This is a genomic window from Microbacterium sp. Y547 (assembly GCF_057669785.1).
Map to the genome: position 1 here is coordinate 39822 of NZ_JBYHFN010000001.1, position 19118 is coordinate 58939.

Annotated in this window: 19 protein-coding genes and 1 tRNA gene; 11 read left to right on the forward strand and 9 right to left on the reverse strand. The window is 69.0% G+C overall.

All coding sequences use genetic code 11. The features are described 5' to 3' along the window. Positions 1 to 40 precede the first annotated feature (40 nt). Entirely contained in the window at positions 41 to 730 is a 690-nt protein-coding gene (gene phoU / locus AC25Y0_RS00215) for a phosphate signaling complex protein PhoU (protein ID WP_488122357.1), read from the forward strand. Between the two features lies 1 nt (position 731). On the opposite strand, the gene AC25Y0_RS00220 is transcribed toward phoU, so the two are convergent. Then, positions 732 to 1475 (reverse strand): phosphoglyceromutase, encoded by a 744-nt coding sequence (locus AC25Y0_RS00220; RefSeq protein WP_488122358.1) that lies wholly within the window; start codon positions 1473 to 1475, stop codon positions 732 to 734. 40 nt (positions 1476 to 1515) lie between these two features. On the opposite strand from AC25Y0_RS00220, the gene AC25Y0_RS00225 reads away from it, so the two are divergent. Beyond that, the gene (locus AC25Y0_RS00225; RefSeq protein WP_488122359.1) at positions 1516 to 2343 is read left to right on the forward strand and encodes a class I SAM-dependent methyltransferase; all 828 of its coding nucleotides are present in this window, start codon (positions 1516 to 1518) and stop codon (positions 2341 to 2343) included. Between the two features lie 3 nt (positions 2344 to 2346). Here AC25Y0_RS00225 and ygfZ read toward each other — a convergent pair whose 3' ends face one another. The 3 genes from ygfZ to AC25Y0_RS00240 form a co-directional block, all read right to left on the reverse strand. Further along, positions 2347 to 3459 carry a CAF17-like 4Fe-4S cluster assembly/insertion protein YgfZ gene (gene ygfZ / locus AC25Y0_RS00230; RefSeq protein ID WP_488122360.1) on the reverse strand — a complete coding sequence of 371 codons (1113 nt, stop codon included), beginning with the start codon at positions 3457 to 3459 and terminating at the stop codon, positions 2347 to 2349. Continuing rightward, complete coding sequence (locus AC25Y0_RS00235; RefSeq protein ID WP_488122361.1) at positions 3459 to 4061, reverse strand: heme-binding beta-barrel domain-containing protein; 603 nt, start codon at positions 4059 to 4061, stop codon at positions 3459 to 3461. The genes ygfZ and AC25Y0_RS00235 overlap by 1 nt, the downstream gene beginning before the upstream one ends. A 134-nt stretch (positions 4062 to 4195) precedes the next feature. Further along, a complete protein-coding gene (locus AC25Y0_RS00240) occupies positions 4196 to 4486 on the reverse strand; it encodes a hypothetical protein (RefSeq protein WP_488122362.1) in 291 nt (96 codons plus the stop codon). Between the two features lie 102 nt (positions 4487 to 4588). Here AC25Y0_RS00240 and AC25Y0_RS00245 point away from each other — a divergent pair, with 102 nt between their 5' ends. From AC25Y0_RS00245 to pstB, 7 genes are all read left to right on the forward strand, one after another. Continuing rightward, positions 4589 to 5305, forward strand: a complete 717-nt coding sequence (locus tag AC25Y0_RS00245; protein ID WP_488122363.1) for a response regulator transcription factor — start codon at positions 4589 to 4591, stop codon at positions 5303 to 5305. 42 nt (positions 5306 to 5347) lie between these two features. Next, positions 5348 to 7513: an RNA degradosome polyphosphate kinase gene (locus AC25Y0_RS00250; protein WP_488122364.1), complete on the forward strand. Its 2166-nt coding sequence runs from the start codon at positions 5348 to 5350 to the stop codon at positions 7511 to 7513. After that, positions 7510 to 8448, forward strand: a complete 939-nt coding sequence (locus AC25Y0_RS00255) for an NUDIX hydrolase (protein ID WP_488134011.1) — start codon at positions 7510 to 7512, stop codon at positions 8446 to 8448. Before AC25Y0_RS00250 ends, AC25Y0_RS00255 begins: the two co-directional genes overlap by 4 nt. Positions 8449 to 8587: 139 nt before the next feature. Continuing rightward, entirely contained in the window at positions 8588 to 9697 is a 1110-nt protein-coding gene (gene pstS / locus AC25Y0_RS00260) for a phosphate ABC transporter substrate-binding protein PstS (RefSeq protein WP_488122366.1), read from the forward strand. Between the two features lie 103 nt (positions 9698 to 9800). Next, positions 9801 to 10763, forward strand: a complete 963-nt coding sequence (gene pstC / locus AC25Y0_RS00265) for a phosphate ABC transporter permease subunit PstC (RefSeq protein ID WP_488122367.1) — start codon at positions 9801 to 9803, stop codon at positions 10761 to 10763. Continuing rightward, positions 10763 to 11857, forward strand: coding sequence for a phosphate ABC transporter permease PstA (gene pstA / locus AC25Y0_RS00270; RefSeq protein WP_488122368.1), 1095 nt, complete (start codon positions 10763 to 10765; stop codon positions 11855 to 11857). The genes pstC and pstA overlap by 1 nt, the downstream gene beginning before the upstream one ends. Before the next feature lie 31 nt (positions 11858 to 11888). Further along, positions 11889 to 12668 (forward strand): phosphate ABC transporter ATP-binding protein PstB, encoded by a 780-nt coding sequence (pstB, locus tag AC25Y0_RS00275; protein WP_488122369.1) that lies wholly within the window; start codon positions 11889 to 11891, stop codon positions 12666 to 12668. Between the two features lie 4 nt (positions 12669 to 12672). Here the strand turns inward: pstB and AC25Y0_RS00280 are convergent, their stop codons facing one another. From AC25Y0_RS00280 to AC25Y0_RS00300, 5 genes are all read right to left on the reverse strand, one after another. After that, entirely contained in the window at positions 12673 to 13560 is an 888-nt protein-coding gene (locus AC25Y0_RS00280; protein ID WP_488122370.1) for an aminodeoxychorismate lyase, read from the reverse strand. 180 nt (positions 13561 to 13740) lie between these two features. Further along, complete coding sequence (locus AC25Y0_RS00285) at positions 13741 to 14379, reverse strand: DNA-directed RNA polymerase subunit beta (protein WP_488122371.1); 639 nt, start codon at positions 14377 to 14379, stop codon at positions 13741 to 13743. Positions 14380 to 14462: 83 nt separating this feature from the next. Then, a complete protein-coding gene (locus tag AC25Y0_RS00290) occupies positions 14463 to 15743 on the reverse strand; it encodes an anti-sigma factor (RefSeq protein ID WP_488134012.1) in 1281 nt (426 codons plus the stop codon). Beyond that, the gene (gene sigK / locus AC25Y0_RS00295) at positions 15740 to 16342 is read right to left on the reverse strand and encodes an ECF RNA polymerase sigma factor SigK (protein WP_488134013.1); all 603 of its coding nucleotides are present in this window, start codon (positions 16340 to 16342) and stop codon (positions 15740 to 15742) included. Before sigK ends, AC25Y0_RS00290 begins: the two co-directional genes overlap by 4 nt. A gap of 35 nt (positions 16343 to 16377) precedes the next feature. Further along, a complete protein-coding gene (locus tag AC25Y0_RS00300) occupies positions 16378 to 18096 on the reverse strand; it encodes a cytochrome c biogenesis protein CcdA (RefSeq protein WP_488134014.1) in 1719 nt (572 codons plus the stop codon). A 164-nt stretch (positions 18097 to 18260) separates the two neighbouring features. Here AC25Y0_RS00300 and AC25Y0_RS00305 point away from each other — a divergent pair, with 164 nt between their 5' ends. Further along, positions 18261 to 18920 (forward strand): fasciclin domain-containing protein, encoded by a 660-nt coding sequence (locus AC25Y0_RS00305; protein WP_488122375.1) that lies wholly within the window; start codon positions 18261 to 18263, stop codon positions 18918 to 18920. A gap of 120 nt (positions 18921 to 19040) precedes the next feature. Then, a tRNA-Lys gene (locus tag AC25Y0_RS00310) sits at positions 19041 to 19113 on the forward strand. Positions 19114 to 19118 lie beyond the last annotated feature (5 nt).

Genomic DNA, 19118 nt, shown 5'->3' on the forward strand with positions numbered 1-19118 from the left:
GAGCCGAAAGCGGCCACCACGATCAAGAGAGGGTGCTGTCATGCGCGAAGTGTTCCACCAGTCGCTCGAGGACGTCCAAGGACGCCTCGTCGAGATCGCAGATCTCGTCACGGTCGCGATCGACAAAGCCACGCGGGCGTTCGGCACGAGCGATGTCGCGCTGGCCGAAGAGGTCATCGACGCCGACTTCATCATCGACGAGAAGGCCCTCGAGCTCGACGAGCTCGCGATCGAGATCCTCGCCCGCCAGCAGCCGGTCGCCGGCGACCTGCGCATCGTCGTGGGCGCGCTGCGCATGAGCGCATCGCTCGAGCGCATGGGTGACATCGCCGAGCACATCGCACAGCTGACGCGCATGCGCTTTCCCGAGCGTGCGATCCCCAAGGGCCTCAAGGTCACGTTCCTGCGCATGGGCGAGTACGACGTCGCCGCCGCGCGCTACCTCACGGATCTGCTGCGCACGCAGGACCTCGCGATCATCGAGGACATCCGCAACGTCGACGATCAGGTCGACGAGCTGCACGCCTCGGTGTTCGAGAAGGTCCTGAGCGACTCGTGGAAGGGCGAAGCCGCGGCCACGGTCGACGCGACGCTCGCGAGCCGGTATCACGAGCGGTTCGCCGACCACGCGGTCTCGGTCGCGAAGAAGGTCGCCTACCTGTCGACGGGTGACTGGACGGCGCCCACCGACGCGCTGGACATCGTCGCGGCGGCAGACTCCGGGCTGTAGGTCAGCCCTTTCCCTGCGACGCGACGGCCGCGGCTCCGGCGGCGGCCGCCTCGGGGTCGAGGTACTTCGCAGCGCCGATGGGCTCGAGGTTCTCATCGAGCCGGTAGACGAGCGGGATCCCCGTGGGGATGTTCAGTGCGGCGATGTCGTCGTCGCTGATGCCGTCGAGGTGCTTGACCAGTCCGCGCAGCGAGTTTCCGTGCGCCGTGACGAGCACGGTCTTGCCGGCCCGCAGGTCGGGGACGATCTCTTCGTTCCAGTACGGCAGCATCCGGTCGATCACGAGCTTGAGCGATTCGGTGCGGGGCACATCGATGCCGGCGTAGCGGGGGTCGCCGACCTGGCTCCACTCGCTGTCGTCGGCCAGCGGGGGCGGCGGCACGTCGAACGAGCGGCGCCACAGCATGAACTGCTCCTGCCCGAACTCGGCGAGCGTCTCGGCCTTGTCCTTGCCCTGCAGTGCGCCGTAGTGGCGCTCGTTCAGCCGCCACGAGCGCTTGACGGGGATCCACAGCCGGTCGGCGGCATCCAACGCGATGTTGGCCGTCTGGATCGCGCGGCTGAGCACCGAGGTGTGCAGCACGTCGGGAAGCAGACCCGCCTCGGCGAGCAGTTCGCCGCCACGCTGGGCCTCGGCCTTGCCCTTCTCGGTGAGACGGACATCGACCCAGCCGGTGAAGAGGTTCAGCTCGTTCCACTGGCTCTGGCCGTGTCGAAGCAGGATCAGCGTGAAGGGCGCACTCATGGTCACAGCCTACCGAGGCTGCGGCTGGAATGATGGAGTCATGTCGTCCGCTCGCCGTCCCGTCGGGCAGGCCACGCGTGGCACGACCGGCACGAACCGGCTGCGCCGCATCGATCGCTGGATCGCGCGGCATCCTGCGCTGCGCGGGGCCGCGGATCCGCTCGTGGTGGATCTGGGCTTCGGTGCGAGCGGTGTGACGGCGTTCGAGCTCGCGGCACGTCTCACCCGCACGCGCCCCGACGTCGACGTGCTCGGTCTCGAGATCGATCCCGAGCGCGTCGCCCGCGCGCTCGAGCAGCTCGCCGACGTCCGCGCGGGTCGCACGTCGTTCGCGCGCGACGCACGGGTGTCGTTCGCGCGGGGCGGGTTCGAGGTTCCGCTTCCGGACGGTCGCCGTGCCGCGGTGATCCGCGCGATGAACGTGCTGCGCCAGTACGACGAGCACGAGGTCGATGCGGCGTGGCGCTCGATGGCCGCACGCGTCGCTCCGGGCGGACTGCTCGTCGAGGGCACGTGCGACGAGCTGGGGCGGGTGTGCACGTGGGTCGCGATCGATGCGGATGCCACACCTCGCAGCCTCACGATCTCGCTGCGGCTCGCGGGGCTGGAACGCCCCTCGATCGCCGCCGAACGGCTGCCGAAGGCGCTCATCCACCGCAACGTCGCCGGCGAGCGCGTGCACGACCTGCTGCGCACGCTCGATGCCGAATGGGACCGCGCCGTCGCCGTCGCGCCCTTCGGGCCCGTGCACCGCTGGCGCACGGCTCTCGAGGCGATGGATGCCGCGGGCTGGCAGCTCGGGCCGCGCCGCAGATGGCCGCTGGGCGAACTCACCGTGCCGTGGAGCGCCGTCGCACCGGCGACGTGAGGGTCAGGCGGGCGGGTCGACGACCTTGCGCCGCGACAGGCGGGTCAGGCGCGGCACGTTGGCGGCCGCCCCCGCTTCGGGCGGCACGATGAGCTCCTGCGCCGCGGCGACGGGCCCGTCGGCCGTCTCGACCTGCAGGTCGATGTCGGCGGGCGTCGAGCGGCGCACGACGGCGAGCGCGATGGGTCCCTCTTCGTGGTGGAATGCGGCCGAGGTCACGGTGCCGACGACGACGTCTCCGGCGAGCACGTCGGCTCCGGGCACGGGCAGCACACTGCCGCTGCCGTCGAGCTGCAGGGCGACGAGGCGTCGCGGGGGGTGCCCCAGGTTGTGCACCTTCGCGACGGTCTCCTGTCCGCGGTAGCAGCCCTTGTTGAGGTGCACCGCGGTGCGCATCCAGTCGAGCTCGTGCGGGATCGTGCGCTCGTCGACGTCGGCGCGGCGTGGCCGCCATGCGGCGATGCGCAGCGCGTCGACGGCGTCCAGCCCCGCGAGGGTGATCTCGCCGGCCGCGGCGGCGCGGGCGATGCGCGCGTCTTCGTCACGCGTCACGATGGCCTCTGCCCAGTCGCGCTCGGCGCCGGGGTGCGGATCGGCGAGGGCATAGCCCCACCCTCCGGGAACGATCTCGGGCCACGGGTCGTGCCAGATGAGCGGCACGCCGGCCGGGGCGGCGGGTGTCACGGCGGCCAGGGCAGCGGGGGTGCCGCCGATCACGGCGACCTCATCGCTCGCGTCGCGCACCTCGACGCGCAGCCGGAACCGCATGCGCGTGAGCCAGGCGAGGAGTCCCGCGACATCGGCGTGATCGACGATGAGCCACGTCGTCTCGCCGTCGTCGATCACGGATGCCGCGTGCTCGACGCGCCCGTGCGGGTCGAGCACGAGCATCTCGGTGCTCTGACCGGGGGCGAGGCGGGCGAGCGCCTGAGACGTCAGCGAGTCGAGCCACGTGAGCCGGTCGAGGCCCGCGACGGCCAGGACGCTGCGGTCGCCGAGGGGGGCAAGAGCGCGACCGGCGGCGAGCGCCCGCTGTTCGCCGAGCGGGTTGCCGAGGTGCCTCAGGCCCGTCTCGTCGATGACCGCGCCGGGCACCGCCCGGTATGCCTCGGACATCAGTCGACCTTGGCGAGCCGGGCTGAGGCGTGCGAGCCGAGCTCCTCGCCGAGTGCGGCGATGTCCCACGCCCAGAGCAGGTGTCCGTCGACGAGGCCATACATGCGTGTCGCGGCGTCGTACTGCTTCGCGCCTGCCGGGCGCACGACGGCGTCGGTGGCGATGTCGATGCGCGGCCCCGTGATCCGGCCGAGGTACAGCTCGCTGATGCCGTCGGAGTGCACGAGGGCGACCTCGATCTCGAATCCGCCCTCGGTGGTGCGCAGCGCCTCGACGTCGTCGACCGTGCGAACGGCGCGATCGGATGTCCCCGGCAGCAGCCCGGGACCGGCATCCGCGTCGGTTGCCGGCATCGCGAGGCGCCAGAATCCGACTTCGGAGACGAGGGGCGACAGGCCGGTGTCACCGGTGTCGAGCCACGCGCTCGCGGAGTAGTTCAAGAAGCCGCCGCCGTCGTGGCTGAAGCTGACGCGGTGCGTGAACTCGCCCGTCAGCCGCTGGTCGCCGACGGTGTAGTCGATGACCCCGGTCCCCTCCCACACGCCGATGAGCCACGACAGCGGCACGAGCTCGGCGGGGAGGTCGGTGGGAAGCTCCAGCACGGCGGCCGCCTCAGCGCTGGCCGCGGTACAGGCTCTTGAGGACGACAGCCGACACGAAGACGATCGCGAGCGACGCGAGCCCCAGGAGCCCGACGAAGAAGAGTTCGAGCGCGAGAAGATCCATGACTCACACTCTAGCTGGGAACGATCGTCGCCAGGCCGAAGCCGAGGCTGATCACGCCGAGGACGACGAGCGCGCCGAGCGCACTCGCGGCGACACGACGTGTGAAGCCCTGCGAGCGTCCCGAGGCGAGCTGGATCCCGAAGGCCAGCACGATGCATCCGCCCATTCCGACCGCGAGCCAGGCGGCACGCCAGTCGTTCACCGCGAAGAGGCCGACGACGACGCCGATGACCGCGGCGACGATCCACACCGAGACGATGCCGACGACGGTGCGGCGGGGGGCGAGCTCAGGGGCGGACACGGTTCCATTGTCGCCCACGACGCGCGTCCGGCGCACAACCGCGACGAAACACCGCGCGGCACGGGGCGTACACTGAGGCGCACGCCCGGAGGGACGACGTTCTTGGCACACGTACTGGTTCTCAGCTCTACGCAGTCCGACGATCCGGTGCTTGCCGCGCTCGAACTGCTCAGTCACCGCGTGCGCCAGATTCCCGCTCAGCCGGCGCACCTGGTCAATGCGCCCAGCGCCGACGTCATCTTCGTCGATGCGCGCACCGATCTCGTCGCCGCCAAGTCGCTGTGCAAGATCCTCACGACGACGGGGCTGGACGCACCGCTGATCCTCATCGTGACCGAGGGCGGCCTCACGGCGGTCTCCCCCGATTGGGGGCTCGACGACGTCATCATCACGACGGCCGGACCCGCCGAGATCGATGCGCGCATCCGCCTCGCCATCGGGCGCGCGACGGCCGTGCACGTTCCCGAGCGCGTGCAGACCTCGGGCGTCACGATCGATGAATCGTCGTACTCCGCCAAGGTGCACGGCAGGACGCTCGACCTGACGTTCAAGGAGTTCCAGCTGCTGCATTTCTTCGCGACGCATCCTTCGCGCGTCTTCACGCGCGAGCAGCTGCTGAGCGAAGTGTGGGGCTACGACTACTTCGGCGGCACGCGCACGGTCGATGTGCACGTACGGCGGCTGCGCGCCAAGCTCGGCGACTTCGAGCAGCTCATCGGCACCGTCCGCAATGTGGGATACCGCTTCATGGTGGCCGAAGACGAGCTGGCGCCCGCCGCGCCCGGGCAGGCATCCGCCTCGGAGCGCGGCACCCGCTGAATCGTCCGTGCCGTGACGCAGGTCGCCTGCAATGATGAAGGCATGATGCAAGACGAGGCCTTCGACGCCGGGCTCGGCGACGCGGACGACGACGACTTCGATTTCCGCGAGACGGCCGACGCGCAGCTGCCGGACAACCGGTACCTCGACCGAGAGCTGAGCTGGCTCGCGTTCAACAAGCGCGTCCTCGAGCTCGCCGAGGATCCGACCGTTCCGGTGCTCGAGCGCGCGAACTTCCTCGCCATCTTCGCGAGCAACCTCGACGAGTTCTTCATGGTGCGCGTCGCCGGCCTCAAGCGCCGCATCATCACGGGACTCGCCGTGCCCACCAACGTCGGCCGGGCACCGCAGGGGGTGCTCTCGGACATATCGCGCGACGCGCACGAGTTGCAGTTGCGCCACGCCGAGGTCTGGGCCGGGCTCGTCAAGCCCGCCCTCGCCGACGCCGGCATCGAGATCGTCACGTGGGACGGGATCGCCGAAGAAGACCGCGAACGGCTGTACGAGTACTTCCAGGAACAGGTCTTCCCCGTCCTGATGCCGCTCGCGGTCGACCCGGCGCACCCGTTCCCCTACATCTCGGGGCTGAGCCTCAATCTCGCGATCCGCATCCGCAACGCCCGCACGGGGCGTCAGGAGTTCGCGCGCCTCAAGGTGCCGCCCATGCTGCCGCGCTTCGTCGAGATCTCGCGCGACCGCGAGCGCGTCGTCTACCTGCCGCTCGAAGTGCTCATCGCTCAGCACCTCGAAGATCTCTTCCCCGGCATGGAGATCCTCGATCACCACACGTTCCGGCTGACGCGCAACGAAGACGTCGTCATCGAAGAGGACGAGACCGAGAACCTCATCCAGGCGCTCGAGGCCGAACTGCTGCGCCGCCGCTTCGGGCCGCCCATCCGTCTCGAGATCACGGACGACATGGACGAGGTGACCCTCGCGCTTCTCCTCGACGAACTCGACATCACCGAGCACGAGGTCTATCGCCTGCCCGGCCCGCTCGATCTGCGCGGACTCTTCGCCCTCGGAGCCCTCGACCGCCCCGAGCTGCGCTATCCCCCGCACCTGCCGACGACGCCGGCGGCGTTCCAGCCGGCCGAACAGAACGGCCGAGCCGATCTCTTCGCGGCGATCCGCAAGGCCGACGTGCTCGTGCACCACCCGTACGAGTCGTTCGCGACGAGCGTGCAGGCCTTCCTCGAGCAGGCGGCGAAAGACCCGCAGGTGCTCGCCATCAAGCAGACCCTCTACCGCACGTCGGGCGACAGCCCCATCGTGCAGGCGCTCATCGACGCCGCCGAGGCCGGCAAGCAGGTGCTCGCGCTCGTCGAGGTGAAGGCCCGCTTCGACGAGGCGAACAACATCGTCTGGGCGCGCAAGCTCGAGAAGTCGGGCGTGCACGTCGTGTACGGCCTCGTGGGCCTGAAGACCCACTGCAAGCTCATGCACGTCATCCGTGAGGAAGACGGCCGGTTGCGGTCCTACTCGCACATCGGCACGGGCAACTACAACCCCAAGACGAGTCGCATCTACGAGGACTTCGGACTGTTCACGTGCAACGAGCAGGTGGGACGCGACCTCACGCGCCTGTTCAACGAGCTGAGCGGCTACGCGATCGAGAAGAAGTTCAAGCGGCTCCTCGTCGCGCCGTTGCACTTGCGCAAGGGCCTGCTGCGTCTCATCGACAAGGAGCGCCGCAACGCCGAGAGCGGCAAGCCCTCCGGCATCCGGATCAAGGTCAACTCGATGGTCGACGAGCAGATCATCGACGCGCTGTACCGCGCGAGCCAGGCCGGCGTGCCCGTTGACGTGTGGGTGCGCGGAATCTGCTCACTCAAGCCCGGCGTCGAGGGAATGAGCGAGAACATCACCGTCCGCAGCATCCTCGGCCGGTATCTCGAGCACTCCCGGATCTTCGCGTTCCACAGCAACGGCGATCCGCAGGTCTACATCGGCAGCGCCGACATGATGCACCGCAACCTCGACCGACGCGTCGAGGCACTCGTGTGCGTGGGCGCACCCGAGCACGTGAAAGAGCTGACCGACCTGTTCGATCTCGCCATGGCGGACACGACGAGTTCGTGGCACCTCGGCGCCGACGGTGAGTGGACGCGCCACCACCTCGCCGAAGACGGCACGCCGCTGGTCGATCTGCAGGACAAGACCATGAGCACGGTGCGGCGCCGGCGCCGGGCCCGCGTGGTGCGATGACGGACACCGCGTTCTATGCGGCCGGGGGCGTCGTGTGGCGGCTCATCGACGGCAAGCTCAAGGTCCTGCTCGTCTCACGCACGCGCTACCGCGACTTCAGCCTGCCCAAGGGCAAGGTCGATCCCGGCGAGATGCTCGCCGAGACGGCCGCGCGCGAGATCTTCGAAGAGACCGGCATCCGCGTCGTTCTCGGGGTGCCCGTGGGCGTCTCGCATTACGTCCTGCCCAACAAGCGCCGCAAGATCGTGCACTATTGGTCCGCCGAGGCGACGGATGCAGCGATCCGCACCTCGACGTTCGTCCCGAACAAAGAGATCGCGGGCCTCGAGTGGATCTCGCCGGCGAAGGCCCTCAAACGGCTCAGCTACCCCGTCGACATCGAGATCGTCGAGAACTTCATGCGCCTGGTCGACGAGGGTGTTCTGCGCACGTTCCCCCTCATCGTGCTGAGGCACGCCAAGGCCGTTCCGCGCGACAAGTGGGACGGCGAAGACACCGATCGCCCGCTCGCTGCACGCGGCAAGAAGCAGGCGAGGTATCTCGTCGGCCCCCTGCGCGCGTTCGGACCGCGCAAGATCGTCTCGAGCCCGGCCGCGCGCTGCGTCGCGACGGTGACACCCCTCGCGAAAGCGCTGGATCGCGGCATTCGAGAGACGGCTCTGCTCAGTCAGGATGCCTGGGAGAGAGGCGAATCCGATCCCCGGACGATCGTCGGCCAGCGCGTGCGGGCGCGCAAGCCCGCGGTGCTGTGCAGCCACGGTCCGGTGCTTCCGGACATCCTGAGCGAGATGGCGCTCGCGACGGGCACCCTGCGCGGCTCGTATCTCGGCAGCGCGTCGACGCTCGATCCCGGCGGGTTCTCGGTGGTCCACCTGCCGCTGGAGAACCCCGGATCCGGCATCGTCGCGATCGAAACCCACGAACCGGCCGTCTGAGCGTCGTTCACCTGCTGTTCACCTTCTGAGCGGAGTCTCGTAAGAGTCCGCTCCTACGTTCATTGCGTGCCCCGCACCGGGCACCACCCGAAGCCCCTCATCAGGGCATCCACCTCTGAACACGTGAAGGATTCACACAGTGAAGATCTCCCGCATCGCCCAGGTGGGCGCTGTCGCCGCAGTCGCGGCCCTCGCTCTCACCGGCTGCGCAGCAAACGAGACCGCCGCCGGCGGAGACTCGACGTCATCCGGGGGCGGTTCCTCGCTCACCGGCACGCTGAACGCCACGGGCGCATCGTCACAGGATGCCGCGGAGCAGGCGTGGATCGCCTCGTTCCAGACGACCCACAACGGCGTCACCATCAACTACCAGGCCACCGGCTCCGGCGTCGGCCGTGACAACTTCCTCGAAGGGGCGAGCGACTTCGTCGGTTCGGACCGTGCGTTCAACGACGAGGAGATCGCCAAGGGCGGCTTCGCCGGCAACGGCGTCTGCACGACCGACGACATCGTCGAGATCCCCGTCTACATCTCGCCCGTCGCCCTGATCTTCAACGTCGAGGGCATCGACTCGCTCAACCTCACCCCCGAGACGATCGGGCACATCTTCAACGGTCAGATCACGAACTGGAACGACGAAGCCATCGCTGCCGACAACCCCGATGTCGAGCTCCCCGACCTTGCGATCTCGCCCGTGCACCGCTCAGACCCCTCGGGCACGAGCGAGACGTTCACGGCGTACCTCGAAGCCGTCGCGCCGGACGCGTGGCCGCACGAGGCGTCCGACGAGTGGCCGCTGCGCTCGGGCGAAGCCGCGCAGGGCACGTCCGGCGTCGTCGCCGCCGTCACGAACGGCAACGGCACGATCGGCTACGCCGACGCGTCGCAGGCCGGCACGCTGGGAACGGTCGCCGTGGGCGTCGCCGGTGAGTTCGTCCCGTACTCGTCCGAGGCTGCTGCCGCGCTCGTCGACTCGTCGCCGCTGATCGAAGGCCGCGGCGCGGGCGACCTCGTCTTCGACGTCGACCCCGCCGCCGCACCGGCCGGCTCGTACCCGATCGCGCTCGTGAGCTACCTCATCGCGTGCGAGCAGTACGAAAACCCCGACAAGGCCGGCCTCGTGAAGGAGTACCTGTCGTTCGTCACGAGCACCGAGGGTCAGGAGGTCGCCGCCGAGGCTGCCGGTTCTGCGCCCATCTCGGACTCGCTGCGCGACCAGCTGACCGCGGCGATCGACCTGATCGGCTGACCCACAACTGCATACCGATGCCCCGGTCGGCCCCGAAAGGGTGCCGACTGGGGCATCATCTCGGAAGACGCACCACCCCGACCCGTCGCACGACGAGGAGACGATGACCACCGCAACCACACCCCCGGGCCGCGTGACCGGCGCGCCGCGCGCCAAGCGCCGGCTCGGCGACACCGTCTTTTCGGGCACCGCCCTGGCCGCCGGCATCATCATCCTGCTGGTGCTCGCGGCCGTCACGCTCTTCCTCGCGATCCAGAGCATCCCGGCGCTGACGGAAGACCCCGCCGACAACTCGATCCTGCGCGGCACGCCGTTCCTGGCGTACGTGTGGCCGCTCGTCTTCGGAACCCTGTGGGCCTCGGTGCTCGCTCTCATCGTCGCGGCGCCCCTCAGTATCGGGATCGCCCTGTTCATCTCGCACTACGCGCCGCGCAAGATCGCCTCTCTGCTCGGCTACGTGATCGACCTGCTCGCCGCGATCCCCTCGGTCGTGTTCGGCCTGTGGGGTGCGCTGACCTTCTCGGGCTTCATCCAGCCGTTCTACGTGTGGCTCAACGAGAACCTCGGCTGGATTCCGCTCTTCAGCGGCCAGGTGTCGGCGACGGGCCGCACGATCCTCACGGCCGCTCTCGTGCTCGCCGTCATGATCCTGCCGATCATGACCGCGATCTGCCGCGAAGTGTTCCTGCAGACCCCGAAGCTGCACGAAGAGGCTGCGCTCGCGCTCGGCGCGACCCGCTGGGAGATGATCCGCATGTCGGTGTTCCCGTTCGCGCGCGGCGGCATGGTCTCGGCCGCGATGCTCGCGCTCGGTCGCGCACTGGGCGAGACGATGGCCGTCACGATGGTGCTCTCGGCCTCGGGCGTCATCTCGTTCGAGCTGCTCACCTCGACCAACCCGACGCCGATCCCCGCCAACATCGCCCTGAAGTTCCCCGAAGCGCACGGCACGGGCGTGAGCGCGCTCATCGCGACGGGCCTCGTGCTGTTCATCGTCACCTTCGTCGTCAACGCTGTCGCACGCTGGCTCGTCAACCGCCGCGCCGAGTTCTCGGGAGCCAACTGATGACCGCCCCCACGACCACCGCCCACCGCACATCGACGGTCGACAACCCGCTCACCGCGGGACAGCTGCCCGGCTGGCTGCCGTGGACGATTCTCGCCGTCATGATGGCGCTGACGTTCGCGTTCTTCGGCATCCTCAACATCGGTGAACCGCTGGGCGACCTCAACGTCGCCGGCGCGCTGTTCTTCGGGTTCCTGCTGTTCGCGATCGCGTTCATCGCGATGTCGGTCATCGTCGAGAACCGTCGCCGCGCCGTCGACCGCGCGGCGACGATCCTCGTGAGCCTCGCCTTCGCCGTCGCGCTCATCCCGCTGGCGTCGCTGCTGTTCACCGTCGTCGTCGACGGCATCCAGCGATTCGACCTCACGTTCTTCTCGAACTCGATGCGCAACATCGTCGGCGAGGGCGGCGGGGCCGTGCACGCCATCTGGGGCACGCTGCTGGTGACGCTCGCCGCGACCGTCATCTCGGTGCCGATCGGCCTGCTCACCTCGATCTATCTCGTCGAGTACGGTCGTGGCCGGCTCGCGAAGGCCATCACCTTCTTCGTCGACGTGATGACCGGCATCCCCTCGATCGTCGCGGGTCTGTTCATCGTGGCCCTGTTCACGCTGCTCGTCGGACCCGGTCGCTACATGGGCATCATGGGCGCCTTGGCTCTCACGGTGCTCATGATCCCCGTCGTCGTGCGTTCGAGCGAAGAGATGCTGCGGCTCGTGCCCAATGAGCTGCGTGAAGCCAGCTACGCGCTCGGTGTGCCCAAGTGGCTCACGATCGCGAAGGTCGTGCTGCCCACCTCGATCGCCGGCATCACGACCGGCATCATGCTGTCGATCGCCCGCGTCATCGGCGAGACGGCACCGCTGCTGCTGACCGCGGGATTCACCAACTCGCTGAACCTCGACCTGTTCGACCAGCCCATGATGACGCTGCCGGTGTTCGTGTACACGCAGTTCCAGAACCCTGGAACAAACATCGACGCGGCGCTGAGCCGCGCGTGGGCCGGGGCGCTCACGCTCATCATCATCGTCATGGCGCTCAACCTGATCGCCCGTCTGATCGCGAAGCGGTTCGCGCCGCGTTTCAGCCGCTGACCGCGGCATCCGATACCACCCGAGGAACCACGTGTCCAAGAGCATCGAAGTCAACAACCTCAACGTCTACTACGGCGACTTCCTCGCCGTCGAAGACGTCTCCATCGACATCCTCCCCCGCACCGTCACGGCATTCATCGGGCCATCCGGATGCGGCAAGTCGACCTTCCTGCGCACACTCAATCGCATGCACGAGGTCATCCCCGGCGCACGCGTCGAAGGTCAGGTCTACCTCGACGGCAACGACCTCTACGCCGACGGTGTCGACCCGGTGGTCGTGCGTCGTCAGGTCGGCATGGTCTTCCAGCGTCCGAACCCGTTCCCGACGATGTCGATCAAAGAGAACGTGCTCGCGGGCGTCAAGCTCAACAACCGGCGCATGTCGAAGTCGGATTCGGAAGCGCTCGTCGAATCGGCACTGCGCGGCGCCAACCTGTGGAACGAGGTCAAGGACCGGCTCGACAAGCCCGGCTCGGGCCTGTCGGGCGGGCAGCAGCAGCGGCTGTGCATCGCGCGGGCGATCGCCGTGTCGCCCGAGGTGATCCTGATGGATGAGCCGTGCTCGGCCCTGGACCCCATCTCGACGTACGCGATCGAAGAGCTCATCGGCGAGCTGAAGAGCAACTACACGGTCGTCATCGTGACGCACAACATGCAGCAGGCCTCACGCGTGTCGGACAAGACGGCGTTCTTCAACATCGCCGGCACGGGCCAGCCCGGCAAGCTCATCGAGTACGACGACACCCGCACGATCTTCACCACGCCCTCCGTCAAGGCGACCGAGGATTACGTCTCGGGCCGCTTCGGCTGAGCCCTCAGTCCCGCGGCGACAGCAGGTACTCGTTGAACGCCGCGGTGCGCTCGGTGTCGACCTCGTACTCGACCGCGTCGATCGCGCGCACGGGAACCGCGAGGCGCACGCTCGAGACGAGCCACGCGGCATCCGCCGTTCCGAGGGCTCCCATCGGGATCATCTCGTACCCCGTCTCGTAGCCCTGTCGTTCGAGGTGCTCGAACAGGCTCAGCTGCGTCGTGCCGTGCAGGATCGAACCGTTGGGCGGGGGCGTGAGAAAACGGTCGCCGTGGCGCAGGATGAGCGACGCCGTGGGCGCCTCGAGCACGTAGCCGTCGGTCGTTACGAAGACCGCGTCGTCGGCACCGCGACGGCGGGCTTCGCGGATGGCCGCCATGTTGACGGCGTAGGACAGCGTCTTCGCGCCGAGCAGCAGCCACGGCGCCCGGTCGGGCACGCCGCTGTCGTAGCCCCGGTCGAGCGTCACGAGCCGCACGCCGTGCTCGCGGACGGCGCTGTTGTCGGGTGCATCCGCCGCCGTGACCCAGGCGGTGGGCGCCGGACCGTGTTCGACGCCGCGGCTGAGGATGAGCTTGATGACGGCTTCGCCTTCGCGCGGGCAGTGCTCGGCGGCGACGGCGACCGCCTGGCGCCACTGCTCGAGGTTCGGGTACGGCAGGTCGCACACGTTCGCAGAGTGGGCGAGTCGCTCGAGGTGCGCTGTGACCTCTTGCGGGTGACCGTCGACGACACCGATCGACTCGAAGATCCCGTCGCCGCGCTGCGTGCTGAGCTCGCCGATGCTGAGGGCCGGCGCCGAGGGCTCGATGGGGCGGAAGGTGCCCGAGAAGTCGGTGCGGGTGTCTTCGGATGCCGCGGGGTCGATCACGAGTGCGTATCGCCAGGTCATGCCCTGAAGCCTACGGCCAGGGAATCCCCCGCGTCGTCGCTCGGTTACACTTGATCCGCCGGGCCGCAGTAACCCCGGGCTCCATCTTTTGCCGCTCCGAGCGGCCTCACGCCGAGAGGCGTTCTGCGGCCCGGCACTTGTCTTTTCTGCGCCGCTTCACGCGGCATCCGGTTCTGGCCGTCAGACGAGCGCGTCGCGCCGCCACAGCGCTGCGGCTGCCGCAAGGTCGGCGGCATAGGTCGACAGGCGCAGGGCGCGGATCGTGAACGCCGAGGCCCGTTCGGGTTCGGTCTGCTCGTAGTCGTCTGCGAGGTGCGTCGCCCCCGACGCGTGCACGCGACAGAATGCGGCGGCACGGTCGAGCGCGACGGCGAAGTCCCCCTCGAACAGGCCGCGCAGGATCGTGTCGATGAGGGCGACGAGCTCATCAGGACCCGCCGGTGCGGGTGCCCCCGCGACAACGGGGTCGGCCGAGGCGATCTCGACGCGCCCGCGCTCGTACAGGAGCGCGGCGGTGTGCGGGTCGTCGTGGATCATGAGCTGCAGCAGGTACAGCCGCCACAGCGCGCCCGGCAGCGACTTCGCGGGCGACCGCGACCACAGCTCGGCGATGTCGTCGATGCCGTGCTCGGCCGTGAAGGCCACGAGGCGGTCGACCACATCACCTGACTCGTCGGTGCGCGCCCGCGCGAGCAGGCCCTGCGCCGTCGAATGGGCGACCCGGGACACCTCGGCCGGATCATCTGCCGCGAAGAGCCGGTCGAAGAGTTCGGCGGGCCTTCGCACGGGCTTGTGGTAATCCCTCGACGCGTCGCTCACCCGCCAAGGGTACCGGCGGCGCCGGCACGTGAGGCCGCGGCACCGGGTGATCCGGGATGCCGCGCACCGAGCCGGCCGCAGGGTCAGGCCGTGGGAATCGCGACGATCGGATCGGTCGTGGGCAAGCCGTTCGCCGACCCTCCGGCCTGTTCGACCGTAACCGCGATCGTGTCGCCCTCGTGCATGTCGCCCGACAGAAGCACCGTGGTCTCCTCGCCCTCGCGGTCGAAGGTCCCCGCCGAGACGGGCGTGCCTCCCTCGCGGACGAACCACAGTTCGAACGTGTCATCGTCCTCGATGGGAGGAAGGCCCTCGGCGACGAGCACGGCTGATCCGAGGGATCCCGACCAGTGGGCCGTCGCGACTCCCCCGTCGACGATGTCGACCGTGGCCGAGCGGGCATCGGGGGCCGACTCGATCTCGGCGAGCGCGACGGCGGCGGGCGGGCGGTTGACCCAGTCGTTGATGCTCACGGCGCCGAAGCCGAGCACGACGAGCACGGCGAGGGATGCCGCGAGGCCCAGGATGCCGCGGGTCCACGTGCGCCGGGACACCGCTTGGACGGCGGCGGTCGTCAGAGGCGGTTCGCCGGAGTCGCGCGGGGGCGCCGGCGTGTACGCCGGGTCGACCGTCTGCAGGAGTCCCGTGAACGTCAAGGTCTCGGTGCGCGGGGCAGGCTCGTCCGCCGTTGCGGCTTCCGCTTCCCTGGCGGGTTGCGGCGCGGCCTCCCGCGGGGTTTCCGGGCCTGGTTCCGACTCGCGCACGGGTTCGGGCGCCGGGTCGGGCGCCGGCTCCGGCTCATGCACAGGCTCCGGCTCGGGATCGCGCACAGGCTCCGGCTCGGGATCGCGCACGACGGCGGGGCCGAGGCCGGCGTCGGGTCCGAGTGCGACGTCGGGCCCCGGCGACCCGTCGAGTGCGAGGTCGTCATCGGGTTCCGCGTCTTCGGCGGCGGGGCCGACGTCCGGCTCGACCACCGGTCCGATCGCGACCTCTGGGCCGAGCACGATGTCGGGCGCGGGGTCGACCTCGGGTCCGGACACAGGAACGGGTGCGATCGGCACGGCCGGCTCGGCTGACTCGCTCGGCCTGTCAGCCCCCGGGCGAACCGGCAGCGGAGGGCGCGTCGGAATACCCTGCGGCAGTCCGCTGATCCGCGCGAGGAGCGTCGAGCGCATCGTCAGGGGCGGGGCCACCGGGTCGACGCCGTCCGCGAGGACGGCCGCGGTTGCCGCATCCGAATCCACGATCGATGTCCACTGCGGGTGCTCGGCGAGCGCCGCGCGGAAGGCCACGAAGTCCTCGTGAGAGAGCGCGCCGAGTGCGGCGCCGGCCGACAGCTCGGCGAATTCCTGCTCGTTCACGACGTCACCCCCAGGTGCATTCTCAGGCGCGACAGGCCGTCGCGCATTCTCGACTTGATGGTTCCGAGCGGTGCTCCCACGAGCACCGCGATCTCGCTCTGACTGTATCCGCCGTAATACGCCAGGGTCAGCGCTTCACGTTGCGGTTCGGGCAGCTCGGCAAGCGCCGTTGCGACGCGCCGTCCTTCGACGCGCAGCTCGACCTGCTCGGCGACCGAATCGAACGCAACGCCGAGGTCGCGCATTCCCGCTCGCACATCGCGATCGCTCGACGCCTGCGACGCGCGCACGCGGTCGACTGCTCGACGATGTGCGATCGTGAGCACCCACGACCTGCCTTGCCCTCTATTCGGAACGAACCGCGAGGCGGATTGCCAGATCTCGAGGAAGACCTCTTGCAGCACCTCTTCGCTCTGCGCGCGGTCGACGAGCACGCGCATGATGAGACCGAAGACGCGGGGCGAGAGCATGTCGTAGACGCGGCCGAAGGCCACCTGGTCTCCGGTGGCGACGCGCTGCAGCAGTTGGCCGACGCGATCGACGGCACCCGCGCCCCCCTCGGGCACGTCGATACCGTCGATCACCATGTCCACCAGCATGCCGTATTCCCCCGTTTCTGCCCCGGCCTCTTGTGTCACCCGAACGTGAAGGAGTAGGCCTCGACGCCCGGCGACACCTCGAGCTCGAGCACCGCGCGCCCTCCATCGGCGACGTCGACCACCGCATACGACCTCGGCGTGCCCGAAACCTCGATCACGCGGGTCGCCCCGTCGTCGAGACGCACGCGCACCTCACCCTCGCCGGCGAGCACCATCCGCACGTCGCGCGCACGGAAGTCCAGACGGATGCCGCCGCCCGACGCCGTCGCAGGAGTCGCGTACTGCGTCTCGATGCGCCAGTCGCCGTCGAGGGCGAACGAGTCGGCCGGTTGCGGGTCGGGCAGACCGAAGGTGTTCTCCCCTGCACGGTAGGGCCCGGGTCCGGCGAAGTTGACGTCCTTCGACGAGCCGAGGAACGTCTCGCGGGTCAGCGCGCCGCTCTGCGGCGTCGCATCCTCGACGTCGGTCGAGGGCGGCAGCTCGGCTCCGGGATCAGCCTGGGTCAGCAACTCGCGGATGAGTTGCTCGGTCGCGGCGTAGTTGCCCTCGCCGAACGCGATGTGGCGCACTGTGCCCTCGGCGTCGATCAGGTAGTGCGCGGGCCAGTACCGGTTGCGGTAGTTGGTCCAGGTCGCCAGATCGTTGTCGAGACCGACGGGATAGGTGATGCCGAAATCCTCGGCGCCTGCGGCGACGTTGGCGGCATCCTTCTCGAACGCATACTCGGGCGAGTGGATGCCGATGACCCGCAGGCCCGCATCGCGATACGCGTCGTCCCACGCGACGACATGCGGAATGCTGCGCTGGCAGTTGATGCACGAGTACGCCCAGAAGTCGATCAGCACGACCTCTCCCCGCAGGTCGTCGAGGTCGATCGCTGCACCGTCGGGTGTGTTGAGCCACGTCTCGATCCCCCGGATGCCGGGGGCCGTGCCGCACGACTCCAGTTCGGTCGCGCCGTTCGAGCACTGGTCGAGGTCTTTGTTCTCGTCGGTGACGAGGCCGCCGAGGTCGAGAGCGCGCCGCGCGTCGGGGTTGTCGGTGAGCTCTCGCTGGATGCCGGCGGTGTAGTCGGGCACGAGCCGCTGCAGCAGCTGCGGCACGTTGAAGACGAGTCCGACGGCCAGCGCCAGCATCGCGACGCCAGCGGCGATCCGCAAGCCGCGCTCACGCGAGCGGAACGCGCGGATGCGTTCGATGAGGCCGCGCCCGGCGAGCGCGAAGAACAGCAGCGGCACGGCCACGCCGATCGCGAACGAGACCGTCAGGGCCACGGTGTCGAAGCCGATGCGTCCCGTCGATCCGGCGACGATGATGGCCGCGAGCACGGGGCCCGCGCAGGGCACGAAGACGGCGCCGAGGGCGAGCCCGACGCCGTAGCCGTTGCCGCGGTTGCGCACCTCGGTGCGACGCGCGAGCTTCTGGAAGGGCTTTTCGAGCAGCTGCTCGACGCGCGGAACGAGCAGGCCCGTGCCGATCAGCACGAGGGCGGCGATGCCGACCCAGCGCAGCACGTCTTGCGGCAGACCCAGGGCGCCGAGGATGAGCGAGCCGACGAGGGTGACGAGCGTGAAGCTCGTGATGAGCCCTGCGATCACCAGATACGGCCGCCAGCGCGAGGCCGGTGCGGGTTCATCCTCGAAGCGGGCCGACTGGGCGCCGCCCGTGAGAAAGATGACCGGCAGCACCGGCAGGATGCACGGTGAGATCCCCGTGATGAGCCCGCCGAGCAGACCGATGATGATGAGCGACATGCGCCTCCCCTGTTCGGGGATTGTTCGCACGCATCGCTCTTTCGGATTGGCTGAGTTCGCCGACGCGACGGGTCTGAATCTTTTTCCGATCCGATGAGCGCAGGGCTGCGAACAGTTCATATACGTCGCCTACCGGCGGCGAGATCAGACACATGGAGGATGTCATGCTCAGCAGCAAGAAGAAGATCTCGGCGGGCCTCGCGTTCGCGTTCGGTGCGGCGATCGCCCTGTCGGGTTGTGCGATGGGCGGCGACACGGCCGAACCGACCGAAGAGATGTCGACGCCCACGATGGAGGAATCCGCGCCGGCGATGGAGATGGACCCCGCCGCCAACCTCGTAGGCGCCGGCTGCGCCGACTACGCCGAAGCCGTGCCCACGGGCGATGGCTCGATCGAAGGCATGTCGATGGACCCGGTCGCGGTGGCGGCATCCAACAACCCGATGCTGACGACCCTCGTCTCGGCCGTCAGCGGCGAGCTCAACCCCGACGTCAACCTCGTCGACACGCTCAACGGAGACGAGTTCACCGTCTTCGCTCCGGTGGACGACGCATTCGCCAAGATCGACGCGGCGACGATCGAGACCCTCAAGACCGACTCCGACCTGCTCACGTCGATCCTCACCTACCACGTCGTGCCCGGCCAGATCGAGCCCGCCGACATCGCCGGCACGCACACCACCGTGCAGGGCGAAGACGTCGAGGTGACCGGCGAGGGTGACATGTGGATGGTCAACGACGCCGGCGTCATCTGCGGCGGCGTGCAGACCGCGAACGCGACGGTCTACCTCATCGACACGGTGCTGATGCCGCCCGCCGAGTAACAAGCATCCGGCCGCGTGGGCGCGGTCGGGCGATGAAGCCGCCGGTGTGCTTTGGAGAGTCCTCGCCGGCGGCTTTGTCGTGCGCGCGCGGGTGCTCGGGCGAAGTAGGCTGGAGGCTGCGGGCCTCTAGCTCAGTCGGTAGAGCATCGGACTTTTAATCCGCGGGTCGTGGGTTCGAGCCCCACGGGGCCCACCGTT